Raw genomic sequence first — 18438 nt, 5'->3', positions numbered from 1 at the left:
TGCAATCGGTCGTCAGAATGGGACATCAACTATGTTTGATTTCTATGTCACGTCGCACGTTGTCTCTGATTTTTGTTAGATACGCTTTCATGCCCACAGCATCACGATTGTCGATAATCTCTAGCAACTCTTTCAACTCTGTGCGAATCTGAGCCACCTGATCATGGGTATAGGGATTGAAAAGGATTTCCTGCAATAGGTAATCATCTTCGTTGAGAACCCCTTGAGCAATCTTCATGTGACGCTTGAACGTTGTTCCTGGCGCATCCTGATGTTTCATAACGGCAGCAAAGACGAAGGTTGAAACAAATGGGATAGAGAGGGAGTAAGCAACTGTTCTGTCGTGTTCGTCAAATGAATACTCATAGATATTCAGTCCCAGTTTCTGATAGAGGTCCTTGAAGAAGATGCGTCCCATATAGTCACCTTCGTTGATGATAATGGCATTTTCCTCTGACAACTGCTGCAGATTGGCAAATGTAGGTCCAAACATCGGGTGTGTAGAAACATAAGGATGACCTGTCTTTTCATAGAAGTCTTTCAGCCCTGTTTTAACCGATGAAATATCGCTGATAATACAGTCCTTCGGGAGGAAAGGCATCACCTCTTCAAATGCCGCGATAGTATATTTCACGGTAACGGCATTGATGACGAGTTCAGGTTTAAACTGTCTGATTTCCTCTAAATCAGCAAAGCGCTGACAGTTATAGGTAAACCGCATTCGCTTGGCATCTTTTTCATAGACCGCCACTTCATGGTCAAAGCTCAGCAGGTCTATGAAGAAGCTCCCCATCTTTCCTGCCCCTAATACGAGTATTTTCATTTGTTGATGATTTCTATCTGTTGTCTTACTGATTCTTCGTGAATGTTTTCAAATACCTTGGCAACAAACTCTGGTGCCATGCCGCAGAGTGCACCTTGTGCACCTCGTTTGTCGAGGATTTCGTTATAACGTGATGTCTGAAGTACGGTCATGTTGTGTTCTTTCTTGTAGTGACCTATCTCACGGCAGACACGCATACGTTTTGAGAGCATTTCCATGAGCTGGTTGTCTATCTCGTCAATCTGCTTGCGAAGCTGTACGATTCCTTCTGTGGTGACAGTTTCATCACGTATAACGAGCAACGAGAGGATGTAGTCAAGAACATCGGGAGTCACCTGCTGTTTAGCGTCGCTCCATGCCTTGTCTGGATCGCAATGGCTTTCTACAATCAGTCCGTCAAAACCAAGGTCCATGGCTTGTTGACAGAGCGGAGCAATCAGTTCGCGTCGTCCTCCGATATGACTGGGGTCGTTGATGATAGGAAGATCGGGAATGCGTCTGTGCAGCTCGATAGGAATCTGCCACGTGGGCAAGTTACGGTAAATCTTATTGTCGTAGCTTGAGAATCCGCGATGAATGGCTCCGAGCCTCTTGATGCCTGCAAGATTGAGGCGTTCCAGTGCTCCTATCCATAATTCGAGATCTGGGTTGGTTGGATTTTTCACCAATACGGGCACGTCTGTACCTTTCAACGCATCTGCGAGGGCTTGCATGGCAAAGGGGTTTGCTGTGGTTCTTGCTCCTACCCACAACACGTCGATACCATATTTCAGAGCGAGTTCCACATGTTCTGGCGTTGCAACTTCTGTGGCAGTCAACATGCCTGTTTCCTTTTTCACCTGTTGCATCCATGGCAACGCTTTTTCTCCGTTACCCTCAAATCCTCCTGGCTTTGTTCTGGGTTTCCATATTCCTGCACGAAACATGTGGCATCCGTAATTGGCCAGTTGTCGTGCTGTGGTCATCACCTGCTCTTCTGTCTCTGCACTACAAGGTCCTGCAATGACGAAGGGACGTTCGTTGTCACTCGGAAGTCTCAAAGGTTCTAATTCCAATTCCATAATATCTTGTTTTTGTTTTTATCTGTTATTTATTATTTACTGCTAAATAGCTTATTTTCTCATCATATCTGCAATACGTGTTAGTGCCTCCTGTAGCTTTTCCTCTTTGGCACAGAGGGAGATGCGAATATAACGTTTACCGTTGGATCCAAAGATGAATCCTGGTGTAATGAATACCCGTGCATCATGGAGTACCTTTTCTGTCAACTGTTCCACATCATCATACTGATCAGGAATTTTTCCCCACAGAAACATTCCTACCTGATGGGGATCGTAACTGCAATGGAGCGTTTCCATAATCTGCTCTGCATAGTGTCGGCGACGGCGATAGGTGTCGATATTTGCCTCTTGATGCCATTCGTCGCTATTGTCGTAGGCTGTTGCGGCAGCCAGTTGCAGTCCTCTGAATGTTCCACTGTCTACATTACTCTTCACCTTCAGAATCCATGATATAAACTGAGCGTTGGTAGCACAGAGTCCTACGCGCCATCCTGGCATATTGTGTGATTTCGACATGGAGTTGAACTCGATACAACAGTCTTTTGCTCCCTCTACCTGAAGAATTGAGAGGTGTTCTTCATTGAGGATAAAGGAATAGGGATTGTCGTTGACCACTACGATATGGTGTTTCTTGGCAAAGTCAACCAGCCTTTTATAGGTTTCGCGCCTTGCATTTCCTCCTGTGGGCATATTGGGATAATTGGTCCACATGAGTTTCACCTTGCTGAGGTCCATCTGCTCCAGTTCGTCGAAATCCGGTTGCCATCCATTGGCCTCCACAAGATTGTAGTTGACCACCTTTGCTCCAAGGAGTTTGCTCAGCGAGGTATAGGTAGGATAACCTGGATTGGGTACGAGGACTTCATCGCCAGGATTGACGAAGGCGAGCGTCACATGGAGAATGCCCTCTTTCGAACCGATGAGTGGCAATACTTCAGTTTGAGGATTGAGTTGCACTCCATACCATCTATTATAGAATCCTGCCATCGCCTGTCTTAGTTCTGGCGTTCCCATGGTCGGTTGATAGCCATGCGCGTCTGGCTGTTTGGCCACCTCACAGAGCTTGTCAATAGTCTGTGGTGACGGGGGCATATCCGGACTTCCAATGGCAAGGCTGATAATATCCATACCTTGTGCGTTGAGTGCAGCCACTTCTTTGAGTTTTCGGCTGAAATAGTATTCACTAACGAGTGTAAGTCTGTCTGCTGGTTGTATCATGACGTGTTATTGTTATTGTTCAAGTAAATTTCTGTCTGTCAATTCTCTCGATATTCACCCAGTACGGTGAGTTCCTTGGTCAAAGGCATAATAGCGTCAACGGCCTGTCTATACCGTGTAAGACTGTTGTAAGTCACATCCACATAGAACAGGTATTCCCATTCGTGTCCGATGACCGGGAGCGACTGTATCTTCGTGAGGTTGATCTTATAGAACGACAGTATGCTGAGCACCTGAGAGAGCGAACCTTCCTCGTGAGGTAATGAGAATACCAGACTTGCCTTGTTGGCTTTCTCCAAGGGTCTGAGGAAGTCTGCTTTCTGTGGCTGACAAGTGACCAGGAAACGTGTGAAGTTATGCTTGTTGTCTTCAATATGGTCTTCCAGTATCTTCAGTCCGTAGAGTTTGGCAGCCTCAGCACTACATATGGCTGCCCATCCGTGATGTTGATGTTCCTTGATATCCTTGGCACTTCCTGCTGTATCTTCGCCTTCCACATTTTTGATGTTAGGATGTTGTGCCAGAAACTGTCTGCATTGCATTAATGCAACAGGATGTGAGTGTACCTCGGTAATGGTGTCCCACGAATCATCAGGCAGACAGCAGATGCAATGTGAGATATGCAGTTTGTATTCCCCTACTACGGTTGCTCCCGACGAACGTAACAGTTCGTAATTATGGAGTAGCGAACCGGCAATAGTATTTTCTATAGCTGTCATTCCTATCATGGTAGGATCCTGCTTCATATGCTCAAACACCTCCTCGAAGGTGGCGCAGCAAACGAGTTGTATCTGTTCTCCTTCAAAATACAGGTGTGCTGCCATATCATGAAACGATCCTATGATTCCTTGTATTGCGATTCTTTTCATTATCTTTTTTATCTTTATATTAAAAGAAATCCCGCTTTCACATGTAAGTGAAGCGGGACCTTATTATCGTTCGTTGTTAGTTCATTTCAAGTTACGGCCAACCGCTTCACAGTATCCTGTAAAGTAAAAGTAATAACCGTAAAAGAATGCCTTGTTGTTTAACATATTTCTTGTTTTTAAATATTAACGCTTGCAAAAGTATAATATTTCCACCAATTATGCAAACATTTTAATGGAAAATATACCAAAGAGATGTGAATTTCTTATTTTTCTTATGATTCACCTTATTTATATATTATAGTTTCGCTTTTGACCAAACTTCATCTTTCTGATATGTTTCAAGGATGCTTATTCCATCCTCCTCCCATTTTCAACGCAGTTTTTGGGACTTACTTGGAACTTACTCGGGACTTACTGTTTACGTACAAAGAATGGTTATGTTCCGTATTCATCCCGAAGCCGAGAGCCGAGCTGAAAATATAATGAAAGGGCTCATGCAACCGCTATTCTAAAGAATCGTTAAAACAAAGGAAAATATCGAAGAATAAGAAGATACTTTCTACTAACTGGAACGAAACGTCTATCACATTTTTATATATCAGATATTCTGTCTAATTTTGCAACGTGAAAATACAACACAAGTAATCATAGGCATATATATTAATTAAGGTATGAAAAGGACAACACTAATGGTAACGGCAATAGCTATAGCGCTATCGGCCTGCGCCCAGAAAAAATGGACGCTGACTGAGTGTATAGACTATGCGTTACAGAACAACATTACCCTACAACAGGCGAAATTGCAAAAACAATCGGCTACGGAGGAACGCAAACAGGCTAAAGCGGCACTACTGCCATCGCTGTCGGCATCAACAAGCCAATCATTTGGCTACAGACCGTGGCTGGAAAATGGTGTCGCTACCGTGACAAACGGTACGGTAAACTCGAAGGTCAACAAGACCTATTATAATGGAAGCTATGGCATCAACGCACAATGGACGGTATGGAACGGAAACCAAAACCGGAATCAAGTGAAACTCGGCGAGGTTAGCGAACAACAGGCAGAACTGCAAACCGAAACGACCGCTAACAATATCCAAGAGCGGATTGCTCAGCTCTATGTGCAGATCCTATATATGAACGAAGCCGTGGAGGTCAATAAACAAAGTCTCGAAACTAGTAAAAGGAACGAGCAACGTGGTAAAGAAATGGTTGAGGTGGGTAAAATGGCAAAGGCTGACCTCGCACAACTCACAGCACAACGGGCTGCCGACGAATATACCATCGTAGAGGCTGAGAGCAATATCGCTAACTATAAGCTACAGTTGAAGCAACTACTGGAACTCACAGGAGATGAGGCTTTTGACATCGAAATGCTAACAGCAGGCGACGAAGAGGCTTTAGCTGAAATTCCTGCGCTATCTACGGTCTATGAGACAGCTCTGGGCGGAAGACCGGAAATCAAGAATGCACAACTGGGATTGAAACAAAGCGACATACAGATGAATATCGCCAAGGCTGGTGCCATGCCTACCATCAGCATCAACGGAGGTGTGGGCACCAGTACGGCATCGATGAGCTCTCAAAACTGGGACAAGCAGATTAAAACAAATTTCGATGCTTCGGTGGGTGCTTCTGTTAGCGTACCGCTCTTCGATAACAGAAAGACAAAAACAGCTGTCAATAAGGCACGTATCCAACGGGAACAGGCTCAACTGGAACTGCTCGACCAACAGAAGCAACTCTATGCCACCATCGAAGGCTACTGGCTCGACGCTGAAACAAACCAACAGAAATTCAAAACGGCATTGACTACCGTTGAGAGTGAACAGGCAAGCTATGACTTGCTCGAAGAGCAGTTTCGACTAGGTCTCAAAAACATTGTTGAACTGATGACTGGAAAAGACCGGTTGCTCTCGTCACAACAAAATAAATTGCAGGCGAAATACACCACCATCCTCAACCGTCAGTTGCTCCGCTTCTACCAAGGCGAGAAAATGACATTATAACATAAGCAACATATCTAACAGAAACATAATACCACAACAATATGAATATCAAGAAAATAGGTATAGCAGCTGCTGCTATAGTACTCATCGCCATAGTGGCTTTCTTGCTGACAGGCAACAAAAAGGAACAGAAAGTAACATACACAACCGCAAAGGTGGAACGCCAGAATATTGAGAATACCGTCACAGCAACTGGTACCATAGAACCTGTGACTTCTGTTACCGTGGGTACTCAGGTTAGCGGTATCGTATCTAAACTCTATGTGGATTACAACTCGGTGGTGAAAAAAGGACAGGTCATCGCTGAACTCGATAAGACCAACCTCATCAGCGAACTGAATACAGCTAAGGCTAACCTGTCGAGTGCACAGAGCACGCTGAACTACGAAAAGACTAACTTCGGAAGATACAAAACCTTGTATCAGAAGGGACTGGTTAGTGCGGATGACTATGAGAATGCGCGTCTTTCCTATGACAAGGCTCGACAGCAGGTGGTTTCAGCTAAAGAGAATGTACAGAAGGCACAAACCAATCTGGGCTATGCCACGATCACCTCACCTATTGATGGTGTGGTGCTGTCCAAATCGGTAGAAGAGGGACAGACCGTTGCGGCATCATTCAATACACCTGAACTGTTCACTATTGCCAAAGACTTGACCGACATGCGCGTGATTGCCGATATCGACGAGGCTGACATAGGTGGTGTAAAAGAGGGACAACGCGTGACATTCACAGTGGATGCCTTCCCCGATGACTTGTTTGAAGGTGAAGTGACTCAGGTTCGCCAACAGGCTACTACTGAGAGTAATGTCGTGACTTACGAAGTGGTGATCTCGGCACCAAACAAAGATCTGAAACTGAAACCAGGACTGACTGCCAATGTCACCATCTTCACACTGGAGAAGAAAAATGTTACAGCTGTACCTGCCAAGGCATTACGCTTTACACCCAACGAAACCCTGCTGCAAGAAGGACAGACCATTGCAGATTGCAAGGGTGATCACAAGGTGTGGACACTCGAAAATAATGTCTTCAAGGCTCATGCCGTTGAGATTGGTACAACCAACGGTACTACAACAGAGATTACCGGTGGCATCAAAGAGGGTACTGAGGTTTTGATTGATTTCAATATCATGGGTGGTAACGAGGCTGAAGGCCAAGACCAGCAGGCAAGGAATCCCTTCATGCCTAAACCACGCGACAACAAGAAAAACAACCAGAAGAAGTAAGTACTATGGCTGAAGAGAAAAGAAAAACAGTCATCGAACTGCAGAATGTGAAACGCTACTTCCAGGTAGGAAGTGAGACGGTGAAGGCACTAAGAGGTGTCTCCTTCAAAATCTATGAGGGCGAGTTTGTCACCATTCAGGGCACATCGGGTTCTGGAAAATCTACACTCCTCAACCAGTTGGGATGTCTCGACACACCTACCAGTGGAGAATACTTCCTTGACGGAGTGGCTGTACGCACCATGTCGAAGACGGAACGGGCACACCTGCGCAACAACAAGATTGGTTTTGTGTTTCAAAACTACAACCTGTTGGCTAAGACAACGGCTGTAGAGAATGTTGAACTGCCGCTCATGTACAACAACAAGTATAATGCAGCACAACGTCGTGAGGCTGCCGTTAAAGCCCTGCAGGCTGTAGGACTGGGCGACCGTCTGGACCATAAGTCTAATCAGATGTCGGGTGGTCAGATGCAACGTGTGGCAATTGCCAGGGCTCTTGTCAACGACCCTGCCGTACTTTTAGCTGACGAAGCTACGGGTAACCTTGATACGCGTACATCGTTTGAGATGCTCGTGCTCTTCCAAGAACTCTACCGACAGGGACATACCATCATCTTCGTGACCCATAATCCGGAAATTGCGGAGTATTCTAGTCGTAACATCAACCTCCGTGACGGTAAGATACGTGAAGATACCATCAACACCAATATCAAGTCGGCGGCAGAAGCACTCGCTGCATTACCGAAACCGCAAGACGATTAAACTCTCATACTATATATTGAACCCATCAGATTATGAACATACTCAATCTTTTCAAAGTCAGTATCAGGGCTGTCGCCAACAACAAGATGCGATCCTTCCTCTCCATGCTTGGCATCATCATCGGAGTGGCAGCGGTCATCATCATGATGTCTATCGGACAGGGATCTAAAGAGAGTATCCGTGCGGAACTCTCTACCATGGGCACCAACCTGATCAATATCCGACCGGGGGCTGATATGCGTGGCGGCGTACGCCAGGACCCGTCAAGCATGCAAACCTTGAAGATGGCTGACTATGAACGCATCATGCGCGAGAAAAAATATGTGACGAATGTTTCTCCTGAGGTCACAGCAAGCGGACAGGCTATCTATGGCAACAGCAATACCAATACTACGGTATATGGAGAAAGTCCGGAATACCTCGACATCAAGCAATGGACCATAGAACAGGGCGACTGCTTTACACAGGAGGATATCAAAAAGGCGGCTAAGGTGTGTGTCGTTGGTACTACCATCGTCAAGGAACTCTATGGAGAAGGGGCTGATGTCATCGGCAAGACTATCCGCTTCAAATCCATACCGATGCGCATCATCGGCGTACTGAAGTCGAAAGGCTACAACAACTGGGGTATGGACCAGGACAACGTCATCATCGCTCCCTATTCTACCGTCATGAAACGCATCGCGGCACAGACGTGGTTCTCCAGCATTGTGTGTTCGGCAATTACCGAAGAACTGAGCGATGCGGCCATCGAAGAACTCACACAGATTCTTCGAGACAACCACAAACTGAAAGGTGATGCTGCCGATGATTTCACCATCCGTTCACAGGCTGAGATGATGGAGACCATGTCATCCACCATGGATACCGTGACCATCATCCTCGTGGTGGCTGCTGCCTTCTCACTCCTTGTGGCTGGTATCGGTATCATGAATATCATGCTGGTCAGCGTGACCGAACGCACCAAGGAGATTGGATTGCGTATGGCTGTTGGAGCCACAGGACCAGTCATCTCATTGCAGTTCTTGATAGAATCCGTACTCATCTCTGTAACAGGTGGACTACTCGGCATACTCGTAGGATGCTCGGCAAGCGAATTTATCGTAACGATGTTCAATATGCCGTCAAGTGTTCCTGCATGGAGCATCTACGTATCATTCTTTGTCTGTGTCTGCATCGGTGTACTCTTCGGATACATTCCGGCACAGAAGGCTGCTAATATGGACCCAATAGAAGCAATTCGACATGAATAAACGTTTAGAGATTCTCATCCACATCGCCATCTGGATTGTTATCATCCTTTTACCGCTGATGTTCATGAATCATGGCAGAGGTATGTCCGTCAGTCAGTTTATGCTGACCACAACGGTACCGCTGACATTCATGGCAGTGTTCTATATCGATTACCTATGGCTCACCCCAAGGTATTTCGTAACAGGACACCGCACGCAGTTCTTTGTGACCAATACCTTCATAGTCATCGTGCTCGGCATTGCCCTTCACCTCTGGATGAGTCTGTCACACGACATGCTGGGACACAACCACAGGGAACCGCCGTTGATATTGACCATTGCTTTTGTCATACGCGACATTGTCAACCTCGTCATTGCGGCAGCAATTGCCACCCTACTTCATCTCGCCTTGCAGTGGCAGACAGCAGAAGAGGCACGAAAAGAGGCTGAACTGAGCAATCTTCGTTCACAGATCAATCCTCATTTCCTGCTCAACACGCTCAATAACATCTATGCGCTGACTGCTATCAATACCCAGAAGGCACAGGAGGCGATACAAGATCTCTCTAAGATGTTACGACACATTCTCTATGACTATCAGCGATCGGAGATAGAACTGCGCGATGAGGTGGAGTTCCTAAAAAACTATATCCGACTCATGAAACTGCGTCAGGGGCCGTCGGTAGAAGTCAATACCTCGTTTCATATCACCAACGAACAACAGAAAGTGGCTCCAATGATCTTCATCTCACTGGTGGAGAACGCCTTCAAACATGGAGTAAAACCTGCCGTTCCCTGTACCATCAATATTACCATCCAAGCCAATGACAAACAAATCGTCTGCGACATCGTCAACTCCAACCACCCCAAGACTTCAACTGACAGGAGTGGACACGGCGTGGGACTCGAGCTTGTAAGACGACGATTGGAACTGGCTTATAAAGGACGCTATGAATGGACGCATGGCGTTAACGATAATCAAAAAATGTATCATTCTACCATTACAATTAAATTATGAACATCACTTGTGCTATCATCGACGATGAACCGTTGGCAATTGAACTCCTGAAGAGTTATGCCGAAAAGACACCATTTCTCGAACTACAAGGTTCGTATGGAAGCGCTATCGAGGCTATGAAGGTGCTACGCGACAATCCTGTTGACCTGCTCTTTCTCGATATCCAGATGCCAGAACTGTCAGGCATAGAATTTGCCAGAATCGTTCCTAAAACAACAAAAATCATTTTCACCACCGCTTTCCAACAGTATGCCCTGGATGGCTATAAGGTTAAGGCACTCGACTATCTGCTCAAGCCCATTGCCTACGAAGACTTCCTGGTTGCTGCCAACAAAGCGCTGGAATGGTTCAGGGTGTTCCGCAAACAAGAGACTTATATGCGCGACCGCTTTATCTTTGTCAAGAGCGATTATAAATTGGTACGCATTGACCTCGACAACATCCTGTATGTTGAAGGACTCAAAGACTATGTCCGCTTCTATCTCGACGACGGTAGGAAAATCATGTCACTCATGAACATGAAGAAACTCGAAGAGTTCCTTCCCAGACCGGAGTTCCAGCGCACACACCGCTCCTATATCGTGCACATGAGCAAGGCGGAATCTATCGACCGCTTCCGTATCGTCTTCGGCAAGGAGTTTATCCCCGTATCTGAATCCTACAAAGACAACGTCCAACAGTATCTCGATGCGCATACGCTGGCATAAGATGCACAGCACGATTGCCATCGGGCATACCAACAAAAACGCAGGCTCCCAACAAAGGAGTCTGCGTTTTTTATAGCGTAATAATTAGATTGTTACATATTCATACCACCGTCAATCTGAATCACCTGACCTGATACATAGCTTGACATATCAGAAGCCAGGAACAGACAAACATTAGCAATATCTTCTACCTGTCCGCCACGACGGAGAGGAATCTTCTTCATCCAGTCCTTACGAATCTCTTCTGGCAGTTGTGCCGTCATGGCAGTCTCAATGAAACCAGGAGCTACGGCATTGGCACGTACACCCTTAGGACCGAGTTCCTGAGCAATAGACTTTGCCAAACCAATCATACCTGCTTTAGAAGCAGAGTAGTTACACTGACCTGCATTACCGTGTACACCTACCACACTCGACATATTGATGATAGAACCCTTACGCTGGCGCAACATGATAGGAGCGCAGGCATGAATGAAGTTGAAAGCTGATTTCAGATTGACATTCAATACTGCATCCCACTGGGCCTCTGTCATACGGAGCATCAGACCATCCTTGGTGATACCGGCATTGTTCACCAGTACATCAATAGAACCGAAATCCTCCTTGATTTTGTTGACCACAGCCTCTGTCTCTGCAAAGTCAGCAGCATTTCCTGCATAGGCATTACATTTCACACCAAGAGCCTCAATTTCCTTGCGGGTAGCCTCAAGGCCTGCTGCCATATCATCGTTGAGTACAAGATCTGTAAATGCAATGTTAGCGCCTTCCTGGGCAAATTTCATAGCAACGGCTTTGCCGATACCACGTGCTGCACCTGTAATGAGGGCAGTCTTTCCTGTTAATAATCCCATAATGTGTTTATTTGTTTATGTTATATGTTTTATTGTTAGTGTTACTATTCCTGTCAAATCATCGGTCACTGTTCTTCTTGAAGTTTCCCAATGCGCCATACACAAATTTGGCAACCTGAGGTTTGGTGGCTTCTTCTGTCATTCCATGGGCAATACGACCATAGATATAAGGCACTTCAAGTCCCTTGATACAATAGTGGGTGATGTCAGCTACAAGATCTACGTTTTCTATGTCAAACTCGCCTGCCTCCTTGCCCTCTGTATATACCTTACGGAACAATTCCACTTCTGCATCATCAAAGTTCTTACGCACCTTCTCCACCATCCATATATTACGGAAAAACTCAGCACGTAGATTACCGTTACGCACCACCGTCTCACGGATCATACTCAGATGGGTGTATATCAATTCTATCACCTTATCCTGTGGACGGATACGCTTAGCAGCTACCTCATCCAATTTATCAGACAGGCGCTCCAGTTCGCACTCAATGACAGCAAAATAAATATCTTCCTTGGATTTAAAATAGGTATATAGCGTGCGACGTCCTTTGCCAGAGGCAATGGCAATGTCGTTCATCGTCGTGTTTTCCATTCCGTTTTTGGCAAACAACTGACGGGCTACATCTACTAATTTTTGTCGCGTCTTTGATATTGACATAGTATGACTCCTCCTATTTTTCTATTGCACATGCATGCATACGTGTGCAAAATTACACATTTCTTTTCTATTGTGCAAACAATTTCCGTTATTTTGTTCTATTTGGAGGAAAAACAAAAAATTATCGCATAAAAATTTGGTATTCTCAAAAATAGTTTGTACCTTTGCACCCGCAATTAAGAAATACAGCGGAGTGGAGCAGTTGGTAGCTCGCCAGGCTCATAACCTGGAGGTCGCATGTTCGAGTCCTGCCTCCGCAACTAATGAAATCGCAACATTCTGATAATCAGCTGTTGCGATTTTTTATATTCACGGAGTGTTTGGGTTAGAGTTTAAAGGTTAAAGGTTAAAGGTTAGAGGTTAAAGGTTAAAGGTTAAAGGTTAGAGGTTAAAGGTTAGAGGTTATAGGTTATAGGTTATAGGTTATAGGTTAAAGATTTTTGTTAAGATTTTAGTTTAGATTTCGAGCCTGTAAGGCGATCCCCATTAAACCCCTCCTGCAGAGCAACGTACTGTTGCGCATTTTCAGTTAGGATTCTTCTAAAGATTTTGATACACAAGCAAAAACGGGCTGAAAGCCCAATGGTTTCCCTAGCCCAGGGCAACACCCTGAGGAAGAGCGCATTTTGTTTAGGATTTTCTTTAAAGATTTTGTTTCCGTATAAATTCCGTCTAAATTCCGATGATAATAATCCACGGATCACACGGAAGACACGGAAAAAGATTCTAGTTAAAGATTATTCTAAAGATTTTCGTTAGGATGTCGAGCATCAACGATGCGATCCATAATAAACCCCTCCTGCAGAGCAACGTACTGTTGCGCATTTTGGTCAATGATTTTAGTTAAAGATTATATTTATGGAGGCTAATTGAATTGAATTATTTCTTGCGAAGCAACATCTCATAAAAGATTTCCTCCAAAGATTTCTTGCCTTTAGGCAACTAAAAAAAATTCCGTGCCCTCCGTGTGCTCCGTGGATAAAATTCCGATGATCCGTGTCCTCATGCAACAATCAAGGTTAAAAAAACAAAATTCATAGCCATTCCTTGCATCATTTCATTTTTTTGTTTTAACTTTGTGCTATTAGAAACAATAACTAACAATATAAACAATATAAATGAATTATGGAAAACAACACTGAGTTGATCGCCCAATGCGAAGCACGGGCAAAAGAATGGCTCTCACCAGCCTTTGATGAAGAGACACGCAAAGCAGTACAGGCCATGCTCGACAATGCCGACAAGACCGACCTTATCGATGCCTTCTACCAGAACCTCGAATTCGGAACAGGAGGACTCAGAGGCATCATGGGAGCAGGAACCAACCGCATGAACAAATATATCGTAGGCATGGCCACACAAGGTTTTGCCAACTATATCCTCAAAGCATTCCCCAACCGCAACGACCTCGCCGTAGTAGTAGGCCACGACTGCCGTAACAACGGACGTATGTTTGCAGAAACCGTAGCAGACATCTTCTCTGCCAACGGCATCAAGGTATATCTCTTCGAGAGCCTGCGCCCCACACCAGAGATCTCCTTCGCCATCCGTCAGCTCCATTGTCAGGCAGGTGTCAACGTCACTGCCTCTCACAACCCACGTGAGTACAATGGCTATAAAGCCTATTGGGATGATGGTGCACAGGTATTGGCACCCCACGATAAAGGTATCATCGATGAAGTCAATAAAGTCACCATCAACGATGTGAAGTTTGAAGGCAACAAAGACCTCATCGAGATTATCGGTGGAGAAATGGACTGGGACTACCTCCAGGCAGTCAAAGAGGCCATGGTAGATCAGGATGTCATCCTGCGCAACAAAGACCTCAATATCGTCTATTCGCCCATGCACGGCACAGGACGCGTCATCATTCCTGAAGCACTGCGCTCATGGGGATTCCAAAACATCCACGTCGTACCCGAACAGATGGTCATCGACGGCAATTTCCCCACTGTAGTATCACCCAACCCCGAGAATCCTGAAGCCATGACACTCGGTATGAAACTCGGAACACGCCTCAATGCCGACCTCGTCATAGCATCCGACCCCGATGCCGACCGTCTCGCCATTGTCTGCCGCAATGCCAAGGGCGAATGGGAAATCCTCAACGGTAACCAAACCTGCATGATGTTCTGCTGGTATATCATCGCCAACAAGAAGAAGCTCGGTCAACTCAAGGGCAACGAGTTCCTCGTCAAGACCATCGTCACCACAGAAGTTATTGCCGAGATAGCCAAGAAGAACGGTGTAGAACTGCGTGACTGCTATACAGGCTTCAAATGGATTGCCAACGAGATTAGAATCTCAGAAGGCAAACAGAAGTATATCGGTGGTGGTGAAGAATCATTCGGATTCCTCCCCTTCGACAAGGTACGCGACAAAGACTCCCCCGCCTCTATCTGCCTTATCTGCGAGATAGCAGCATGGGCAAAAGACAACGGCAAGACCCTCTATGACCTCCTCATGGACATCTATGCCGAATACGGATTCTCTCGCGAGTTCACCGTCAATGTAGTACGTCCAGGAAAGACAGGAGCCGACGAGATCAAACAGATGATGGCAGACTTCCGTGCCAATCCCCCACAGGTATTGGGTGGTGCCAAGGTAGTGCTGTGGAAAGACTACCAGTCACTCGAAGCCAAGCATGCCGACGGCACAGTAGAGAAGCTCAACATGCCCGCCACCTCTAATGTACTCCAGTGGTTCTGTGAAGACGGCACCAAGATCAGCGTACGTCCTTCAGGTACCGAACCCAAGATCAAGTTCTACCTTGAAATCAAAGATGCCTCATTCAAGTGTGCAGGCTGCTACGAGCGTTGCACCAAAGCAGCCGACCAGCGCATTGAAGCCATCAAAAAAGATTTGAAACTCGCCTAACCCTCCCCCACTTCCACAGGAAGATACCACGCCACCCTGTTCTCACCGACCCCAGGGTGGCGTTTTCATTGTCAGATGTTAGTGTTTAGTTTATAGGATATGGGATATGGGATATGGGTTATAGGTTATAGGTTATAGGTTAGTGTTTAGAGTTTCGAGATTTTTGTTAAGATTCTAGTTTAGATTTCGAGCATCAACGATGCGATCCATAAAAAAAATCCTTCCCAGAAGCGAGGTATTCGAGCGCATTCTAGTCAGGATTTTATTTAAAGATTATAGTGGAATTGAATATATTTCTGGCCCCCGGCCATTCTTAAAGAAGATTTCTCCAAAGATTTCTTGCGAAGCAACTTCCAAAATAATTCCGTTTAAATTCCGATGATCCGTATCACATTCACTCTAACAGCCTCCCAGGATGTTCCAGTTCTTCTACCAGTTTATCTACAATCGTGCAAGGCTTATGCATCGCATAGTTGCCATCATTATGTAATGCCCGAAGTTGTTTTGCAAAGCGCTTGGCCAAGTCCTCACGACCATACTGCTGAAGTAAGCTGTATATATCGGGATTTCCTTTCCGATACTTAAAGCCTTCATCGCCCATCTTCTTACGAAAGGCATCTTGCAATTTGTCAATGTAGGCCTCGCGGCTAATGGCTGTGTCAAGATACTCAAAATGCAAATAGTACCAGAGTTCAAAGGCTTCATTCGTCCAGGCACTTTGGAAACCCAACTTATGGGCTTTCTTGATGGCATCGTTAAAATCATCGAAATCATCCTTGTCAAATACCACCCACACACGGTCAAAAGACATGGCATTTTTACGCTCCAGTTCTGTCTTGATTTCCTGTGTTCTGTCAATCAAAGCTACCGTAGCCCTACCTTCGCCCTCAATCGTCACCTCACGGACAGTAGAAATGTAGTTCTTGATTAGAGCCTCAAAGTAATGCGGCTCTGTCTTCGTACCTTCACAGACTATGAGGAAACGCACGAGCTTTTCACGAACATTCTCCTTGCGTTTCTTGGCAGCCTTGGCTTCTTTTCGTTCCCGCCTCAGTTTTGCGATTTCTTCTTTTCTCGAATATCCCATAGCAGTACTCTATTTTCCAATGAAAGGTATAGCGCCATATCGTCCGCGAATATAATCTCGCTTGATGTCACGATCATTGCGCACTTTCTTTCCATCCTCATCCTTGAATTCCACAAGAGAATAGATATCTGTAGCCTCCACCGTATCCTTCTCAGCGAACCAGATTTGGTCACGCCGAATAATTTCCAAATCAAGCAGATTTGTATCGTGAGTAGCGAAGATCAACTGTGCACCATGTCTGTTCTTCTCTGGATCCATGAATAGAAGTACGATGTTCCGAGTCAGTAATGGGTGAAGCTTTGCATCAAGTTCATCAACAATCAGAGTCTTGCCCTCGTTCAGCGTATCAAATATAGGGCCGGAAATCTCTATAACTTTCTTCGTCCCCTCAGACTCCATCTGATTCTTGTGGAAATTGCGTTCCCCTATCACAAGACCATTTTCATTATAGACATTATGAGTAGTAATTGGCTCAACAAAACTACCTGTCACAATATCCTTTTCAAGCTGTGCCCTTATAGACAGAGGAGCACTATCTAAGGCTTCTTTGGGAATATCTACTTTCTTTACAGAAAATCGGGTAAAGCCCAGTTGCAGAGTTTTAAAAAACTCCTGAGCCTGATCAGCTCCATTCAAATGCTCCAAAAACATTCTGAGCGTAAAGGCCTCATAACCTTCACTATCGATTCCTGATAGTACATTACATTCACCAAACCAGCCCATTATCGAATTGGACTTTTCACCCTTCAGCTGAGCAACAAGTGACAGAAAGAGACGATTCGAATTGGTCAGATCTTCTTTTCCTTGACCTTCAGGGAATCTTTTCTCAGACACTTCAATGATGTCTCGCGAGCGCATGAAGAGTTCATACTCTTTCTCGCCAAATCGCTTCTCATAAAGCCACTCAGAGATAATATCGGTTTTGTTGTATTCAAAACCATAGCGATATAGGACCTCACCTTTTATAAACTGTATCTCAAACAACGTAGGTTGCGAGTCAGAATTTTCATCCAATGCAAAAGGGTCGTAAGGTAGCGCATCACCTTCATTCAAACGCACAGAACGTCTGACCATACTTCGCATAGTAGATATTGCCAGAATGAAATTACTCTTGCCACTAGAATTTGCACCATAGAAAACTGCCAACGGAAGCAGCTTGTATTTACCTTTGTTGATGACAGACTTTTTATGTTCCTTTATGGAACTCGCCTCCATACCAAAAGTTCGTTCCTGTTTAAAAGAGCGATAATTCTTAACTGTGAAATTTACTAGCATATCTCAATTTTTTGTGCAAAGATACAAATAACAATCGGCATAACCTGTAAATTACGAGAAAATATCTCAAAAATCAAGACGTTTTAACACAAACAACCTATTTAACAGCCCAAAAATTAGAAAAAAAAACACATTTTTCATTGTAAGCCATCAGCGAACCCCGTCTTGCAGAGTTCCTCCTAAAATGTTAGAGAGATTTTCAAAATCTTGCAGGATTCTCCAAGATTCTCGGAATAAGTCCAGGATTCTTTGAGGATTTTCAAAGGATCTCAGAGGATGCCCTGCTGCTTGAGCCTGTGCGACAGGAGTGTAACTCCGTAACTCCGTAATTCCGTAACTCGCCCCAGCTGCTAAAATCATAATCCTTGATGTCGCTCACGATTCCTGCCTTCACTGGATTCTGGTGTATATATCTCAGAAGCGTTACGAAATAAGCCATGTCGTTCACCGGCTCACTCTTAAAGCGTTCTTTAAACAAGTGCCCGTCACGTCCATACTTCTTATTATAGTAATACACATAAGAACTTGCTATACGCTTAACCGTCTCCCCCACCTTCTCCTCACGCTCACGAATCAAAAGGTGGAAATGATTAGTCATCAGGCAATAGCCATAATAGGTGCAGTTCGTTCCACAAGGAAGCCCGTTGTCATCCATACGCAGGCGCATCCGATCAAGAGTATTGATAAACTGCCAATTATCCTCTTCATCTTCAAGGCTGCGATTAAGCGAGTACAATGCCTAGCTCGCTTGAGCATT

Annotated in this window: 16 protein-coding genes and 1 tRNA gene; 8 read left to right on the top strand and 9 right to left on the bottom strand. The window is 45.1% G+C overall.

The genetic code is table 11. From position 1 onward, the window contains the following. Positions 1-25 precede the first annotated feature (25 nt). The 4 genes from CIK93_RS06305 to CIK93_RS06290 are packed head-to-tail and all read right to left on the bottom strand — an operon-like array spanning position 26 to position 3971. Entirely contained in the window at positions 26-823 is a 798-nt protein-coding gene (locus CIK93_RS06305) for a prephenate dehydrogenase/arogenate dehydrogenase family protein (protein ID WP_094446916.1), read from the bottom strand. Then, complete coding sequence (locus tag CIK93_RS06300; protein WP_094440764.1) at positions 820-1884, bottom strand: bifunctional 3-deoxy-7-phosphoheptulonate synthase/chorismate mutase type II; 1065 nt, start codon at positions 1882-1884, stop codon at positions 820-822. Before CIK93_RS06300 ends, CIK93_RS06305 begins: the two co-directional genes overlap by 4 nt. A gap of 51 nt (positions 1885-1935) precedes the next feature. Further along, positions 1936-3102: a pyridoxal phosphate-dependent aminotransferase gene (locus CIK93_RS06295; protein ID WP_094446915.1), complete on the bottom strand. Its 1167-nt coding sequence runs from the start codon at positions 3100-3102 to the stop codon at positions 1936-1938. A 38-nt stretch (positions 3103-3140) separates the two neighbouring features. Then, a complete protein-coding gene (locus CIK93_RS06290; RefSeq protein WP_094391650.1) occupies positions 3141-3971 on the bottom strand; it encodes a prephenate dehydratase in 831 nt (276 codons plus the stop codon). Between the two features lie 671 nt (positions 3972-4642). On the opposite strand from CIK93_RS06290, the gene CIK93_RS06285 reads away from it, so the two are divergent. The 6 genes from CIK93_RS06285 to CIK93_RS06260 are packed head-to-tail and all read left to right on the top strand — an operon-like array spanning position 4643 to position 10930. Further along, the gene (locus tag CIK93_RS06285) at positions 4643-5980 is read left to right on the top strand and encodes a TolC family protein (protein WP_094446914.1); all 1338 of its coding nucleotides are present in this window, start codon (positions 4643-4645) and stop codon (positions 5978-5980) included. 41 nt (positions 5981-6021) lie between these two features. Then, positions 6022-7209 carry an efflux RND transporter periplasmic adaptor subunit gene (locus CIK93_RS06280; RefSeq protein ID WP_094436307.1) on the top strand — a complete coding sequence of 396 codons (1188 nt, stop codon included), beginning with the start codon at positions 6022-6024 and terminating at the stop codon, positions 7207-7209. 5 nt (positions 7210-7214) lie between these two features. Beyond that, positions 7215-7973, top strand: a complete 759-nt coding sequence (locus CIK93_RS06275) for an ABC transporter ATP-binding protein (RefSeq protein ID WP_094391647.1) — start codon at positions 7215-7217, stop codon at positions 7971-7973. A gap of 32 nt (positions 7974-8005) precedes the next feature. Next, complete coding sequence (locus CIK93_RS06270; protein ID WP_094446913.1) at positions 8006-9226, top strand: ABC transporter permease; 1221 nt, start codon at positions 8006-8008, stop codon at positions 9224-9226. After that, positions 9219-10223 (top strand): sensor histidine kinase, encoded by a 1005-nt coding sequence (locus tag CIK93_RS06265; protein ID WP_254046752.1) that lies wholly within the window; start codon positions 9219-9221, stop codon positions 10221-10223. The genes CIK93_RS06270 and CIK93_RS06265 overlap by 8 nt, the downstream gene beginning before the upstream one ends. After that, a complete protein-coding gene (locus CIK93_RS06260; protein ID WP_094391645.1) occupies positions 10220-10930 on the top strand; it encodes a LytTR family DNA-binding domain-containing protein in 711 nt (236 codons plus the stop codon). Before CIK93_RS06265 ends, CIK93_RS06260 begins: the two co-directional genes overlap by 4 nt. Before the next feature lie 92 nt (positions 10931-11022). Here CIK93_RS06260 and fabG read toward each other — a convergent pair whose 3' ends face one another. Together fabG and CIK93_RS06250 are read right to left on the bottom strand one after the other, a co-directional pair. Next, positions 11023-11781 (bottom strand): 3-oxoacyl-[acyl-carrier-protein] reductase, encoded by a 759-nt coding sequence (gene fabG / locus CIK93_RS06255; RefSeq protein ID WP_094391644.1) that lies wholly within the window; start codon positions 11779-11781, stop codon positions 11023-11025. 58 nt (positions 11782-11839) lie between these two features. After that, positions 11840-12442: a TetR/AcrR family transcriptional regulator gene (locus tag CIK93_RS06250; protein ID WP_094391643.1), complete on the bottom strand. Its 603-nt coding sequence runs from the start codon at positions 12440-12442 to the stop codon at positions 11840-11842. A gap of 187 nt (positions 12443-12629) precedes the next feature. On the opposite strand from CIK93_RS06250, the gene CIK93_RS06245 reads away from it, so the two are divergent. Next, a tRNA-Met gene (locus CIK93_RS06245) sits at positions 12630-12702 on the top strand. A gap of 865 nt (positions 12703-13567) precedes the next feature. After that, on the top strand, positions 13568-15319 hold the full coding sequence (locus tag CIK93_RS06240) for a phospho-sugar mutase (protein ID WP_094446912.1): 1752 nt from the start codon (positions 13568-13570) through the stop codon (positions 15317-15319). A gap of 394 nt (positions 15320-15713) precedes the next feature. On the opposite strand, the gene CIK93_RS06235 is transcribed toward CIK93_RS06240, so the two are convergent. The 3 genes from CIK93_RS06235 to CIK93_RS06225 all read right to left on the bottom strand — a co-directional run bounded on the left by CIK93_RS06235 (position 15714) and on the right by CIK93_RS06225 (position 18417). Next, a complete protein-coding gene (locus tag CIK93_RS06235) occupies positions 15714-16406 on the bottom strand; it encodes an RloB family protein (RefSeq protein WP_094391641.1) in 693 nt (230 codons plus the stop codon). Between the two features lie 9 nt (positions 16407-16415). Then, positions 16416-17681, bottom strand: coding sequence for an ATP/GTP-binding protein (locus tag CIK93_RS06230; RefSeq protein ID WP_094391640.1), 1266 nt, complete (start codon positions 17679-17681; stop codon positions 16416-16418). 259 nt (positions 17682-17940) lie between these two features. Further along, positions 17941-18417 (bottom strand): transposase, encoded by a 477-nt coding sequence (locus CIK93_RS06225; RefSeq protein ID WP_094449251.1) that lies wholly within the window; start codon positions 18415-18417, stop codon positions 17941-17943. Positions 18418-18438: the final 21 nt, after the last annotated feature.

The organism is Prevotella sp. P3-92, from assembly GCF_002251205.1.
In the GTDB taxonomy this organism is placed as follows: domain Bacteria; phylum Bacteroidota; class Bacteroidia; order Bacteroidales; family Bacteroidaceae; genus Prevotella.
This window is presented reverse-complemented; position numbering and strand designations above follow the sequence as displayed.

Bases quoted from the DNA above. Each gene is read 5' to 3' on its own strand.
- CIK93_RS06290 (WP_094391650.1), bottom strand. From the start codon at position 3,971: ATGAAAAGAATCGCAATACAAGGAATCATAGGATCGTTTCATGATATG.
- fabG (WP_094391644.1), bottom strand. From the start codon at position 11,781: ATGGGATTATTAACAGGAAAGACTGCCCTCATTACAGGTGCAGCACGT.
- CIK93_RS06230 (WP_094391640.1), bottom strand. From the start codon at position 17,681: ATGCTAGTAAATTTCACAGTTAAGAATTATCGCTCTTTTAAACAGGAA.
- CIK93_RS06250 (WP_094391643.1), bottom strand. From the start codon at position 12,442: ATGTCAATATCAAAGACGCGACAAAAATTAGTAGATGTAGCCCGTCAG.
- CIK93_RS06270 (WP_094446913.1), top strand. From the start codon at position 8,006: ATGAACATACTCAATCTTTTCAAAGTCAGTATCAGGGCTGTCGCCAAC.
- CIK93_RS06295 (WP_094446915.1), bottom strand. From the start codon at position 3,102: ATGATACAACCAGCAGACAGACTTACACTCGTTAGTGAATACTATTTC.
- CIK93_RS06275 (WP_094391647.1), top strand. From the start codon at position 7,215: ATGGCTGAAGAGAAAAGAAAAACAGTCATCGAACTGCAGAATGTGAAA.
- CIK93_RS06285 (WP_094446914.1), top strand. From the start codon at position 4,643: ATGAAAAGGACAACACTAATGGTAACGGCAATAGCTATAGCGCTATCG.
- CIK93_RS06265 (WP_254046752.1), top strand. From the start codon at position 9,219: ATGAATAAACGTTTAGAGATTCTCATCCACATCGCCATCTGGATTGTT.
- CIK93_RS06235 (WP_094391641.1), bottom strand. From the start codon at position 16,406: ATGGGATATTCGAGAAAAGAAGAAATCGCAAAACTGAGGCGGGAACGA.
- CIK93_RS06300 (WP_094440764.1), bottom strand. From the start codon at position 1,884: ATGGAATTGGAATTAGAACCTTTGAGACTTCCGAGTGACAACGAACGT.
- CIK93_RS06240 (WP_094446912.1), top strand. From the start codon at position 13,568: ATGGAAAACAACACTGAGTTGATCGCCCAATGCGAAGCACGGGCAAAA.
- CIK93_RS06260 (WP_094391645.1), top strand. From the start codon at position 10,220: ATGAACATCACTTGTGCTATCATCGACGATGAACCGTTGGCAATTGAA.
- CIK93_RS06305 (WP_094446916.1), bottom strand. From the start codon at position 823: ATGAAAATACTCGTATTAGGGGCAGGAAAGATGGGGAGCTTCTTCATA.
- CIK93_RS06280 (WP_094436307.1), top strand. From the start codon at position 6,022: ATGAATATCAAGAAAATAGGTATAGCAGCTGCTGCTATAGTACTCATC.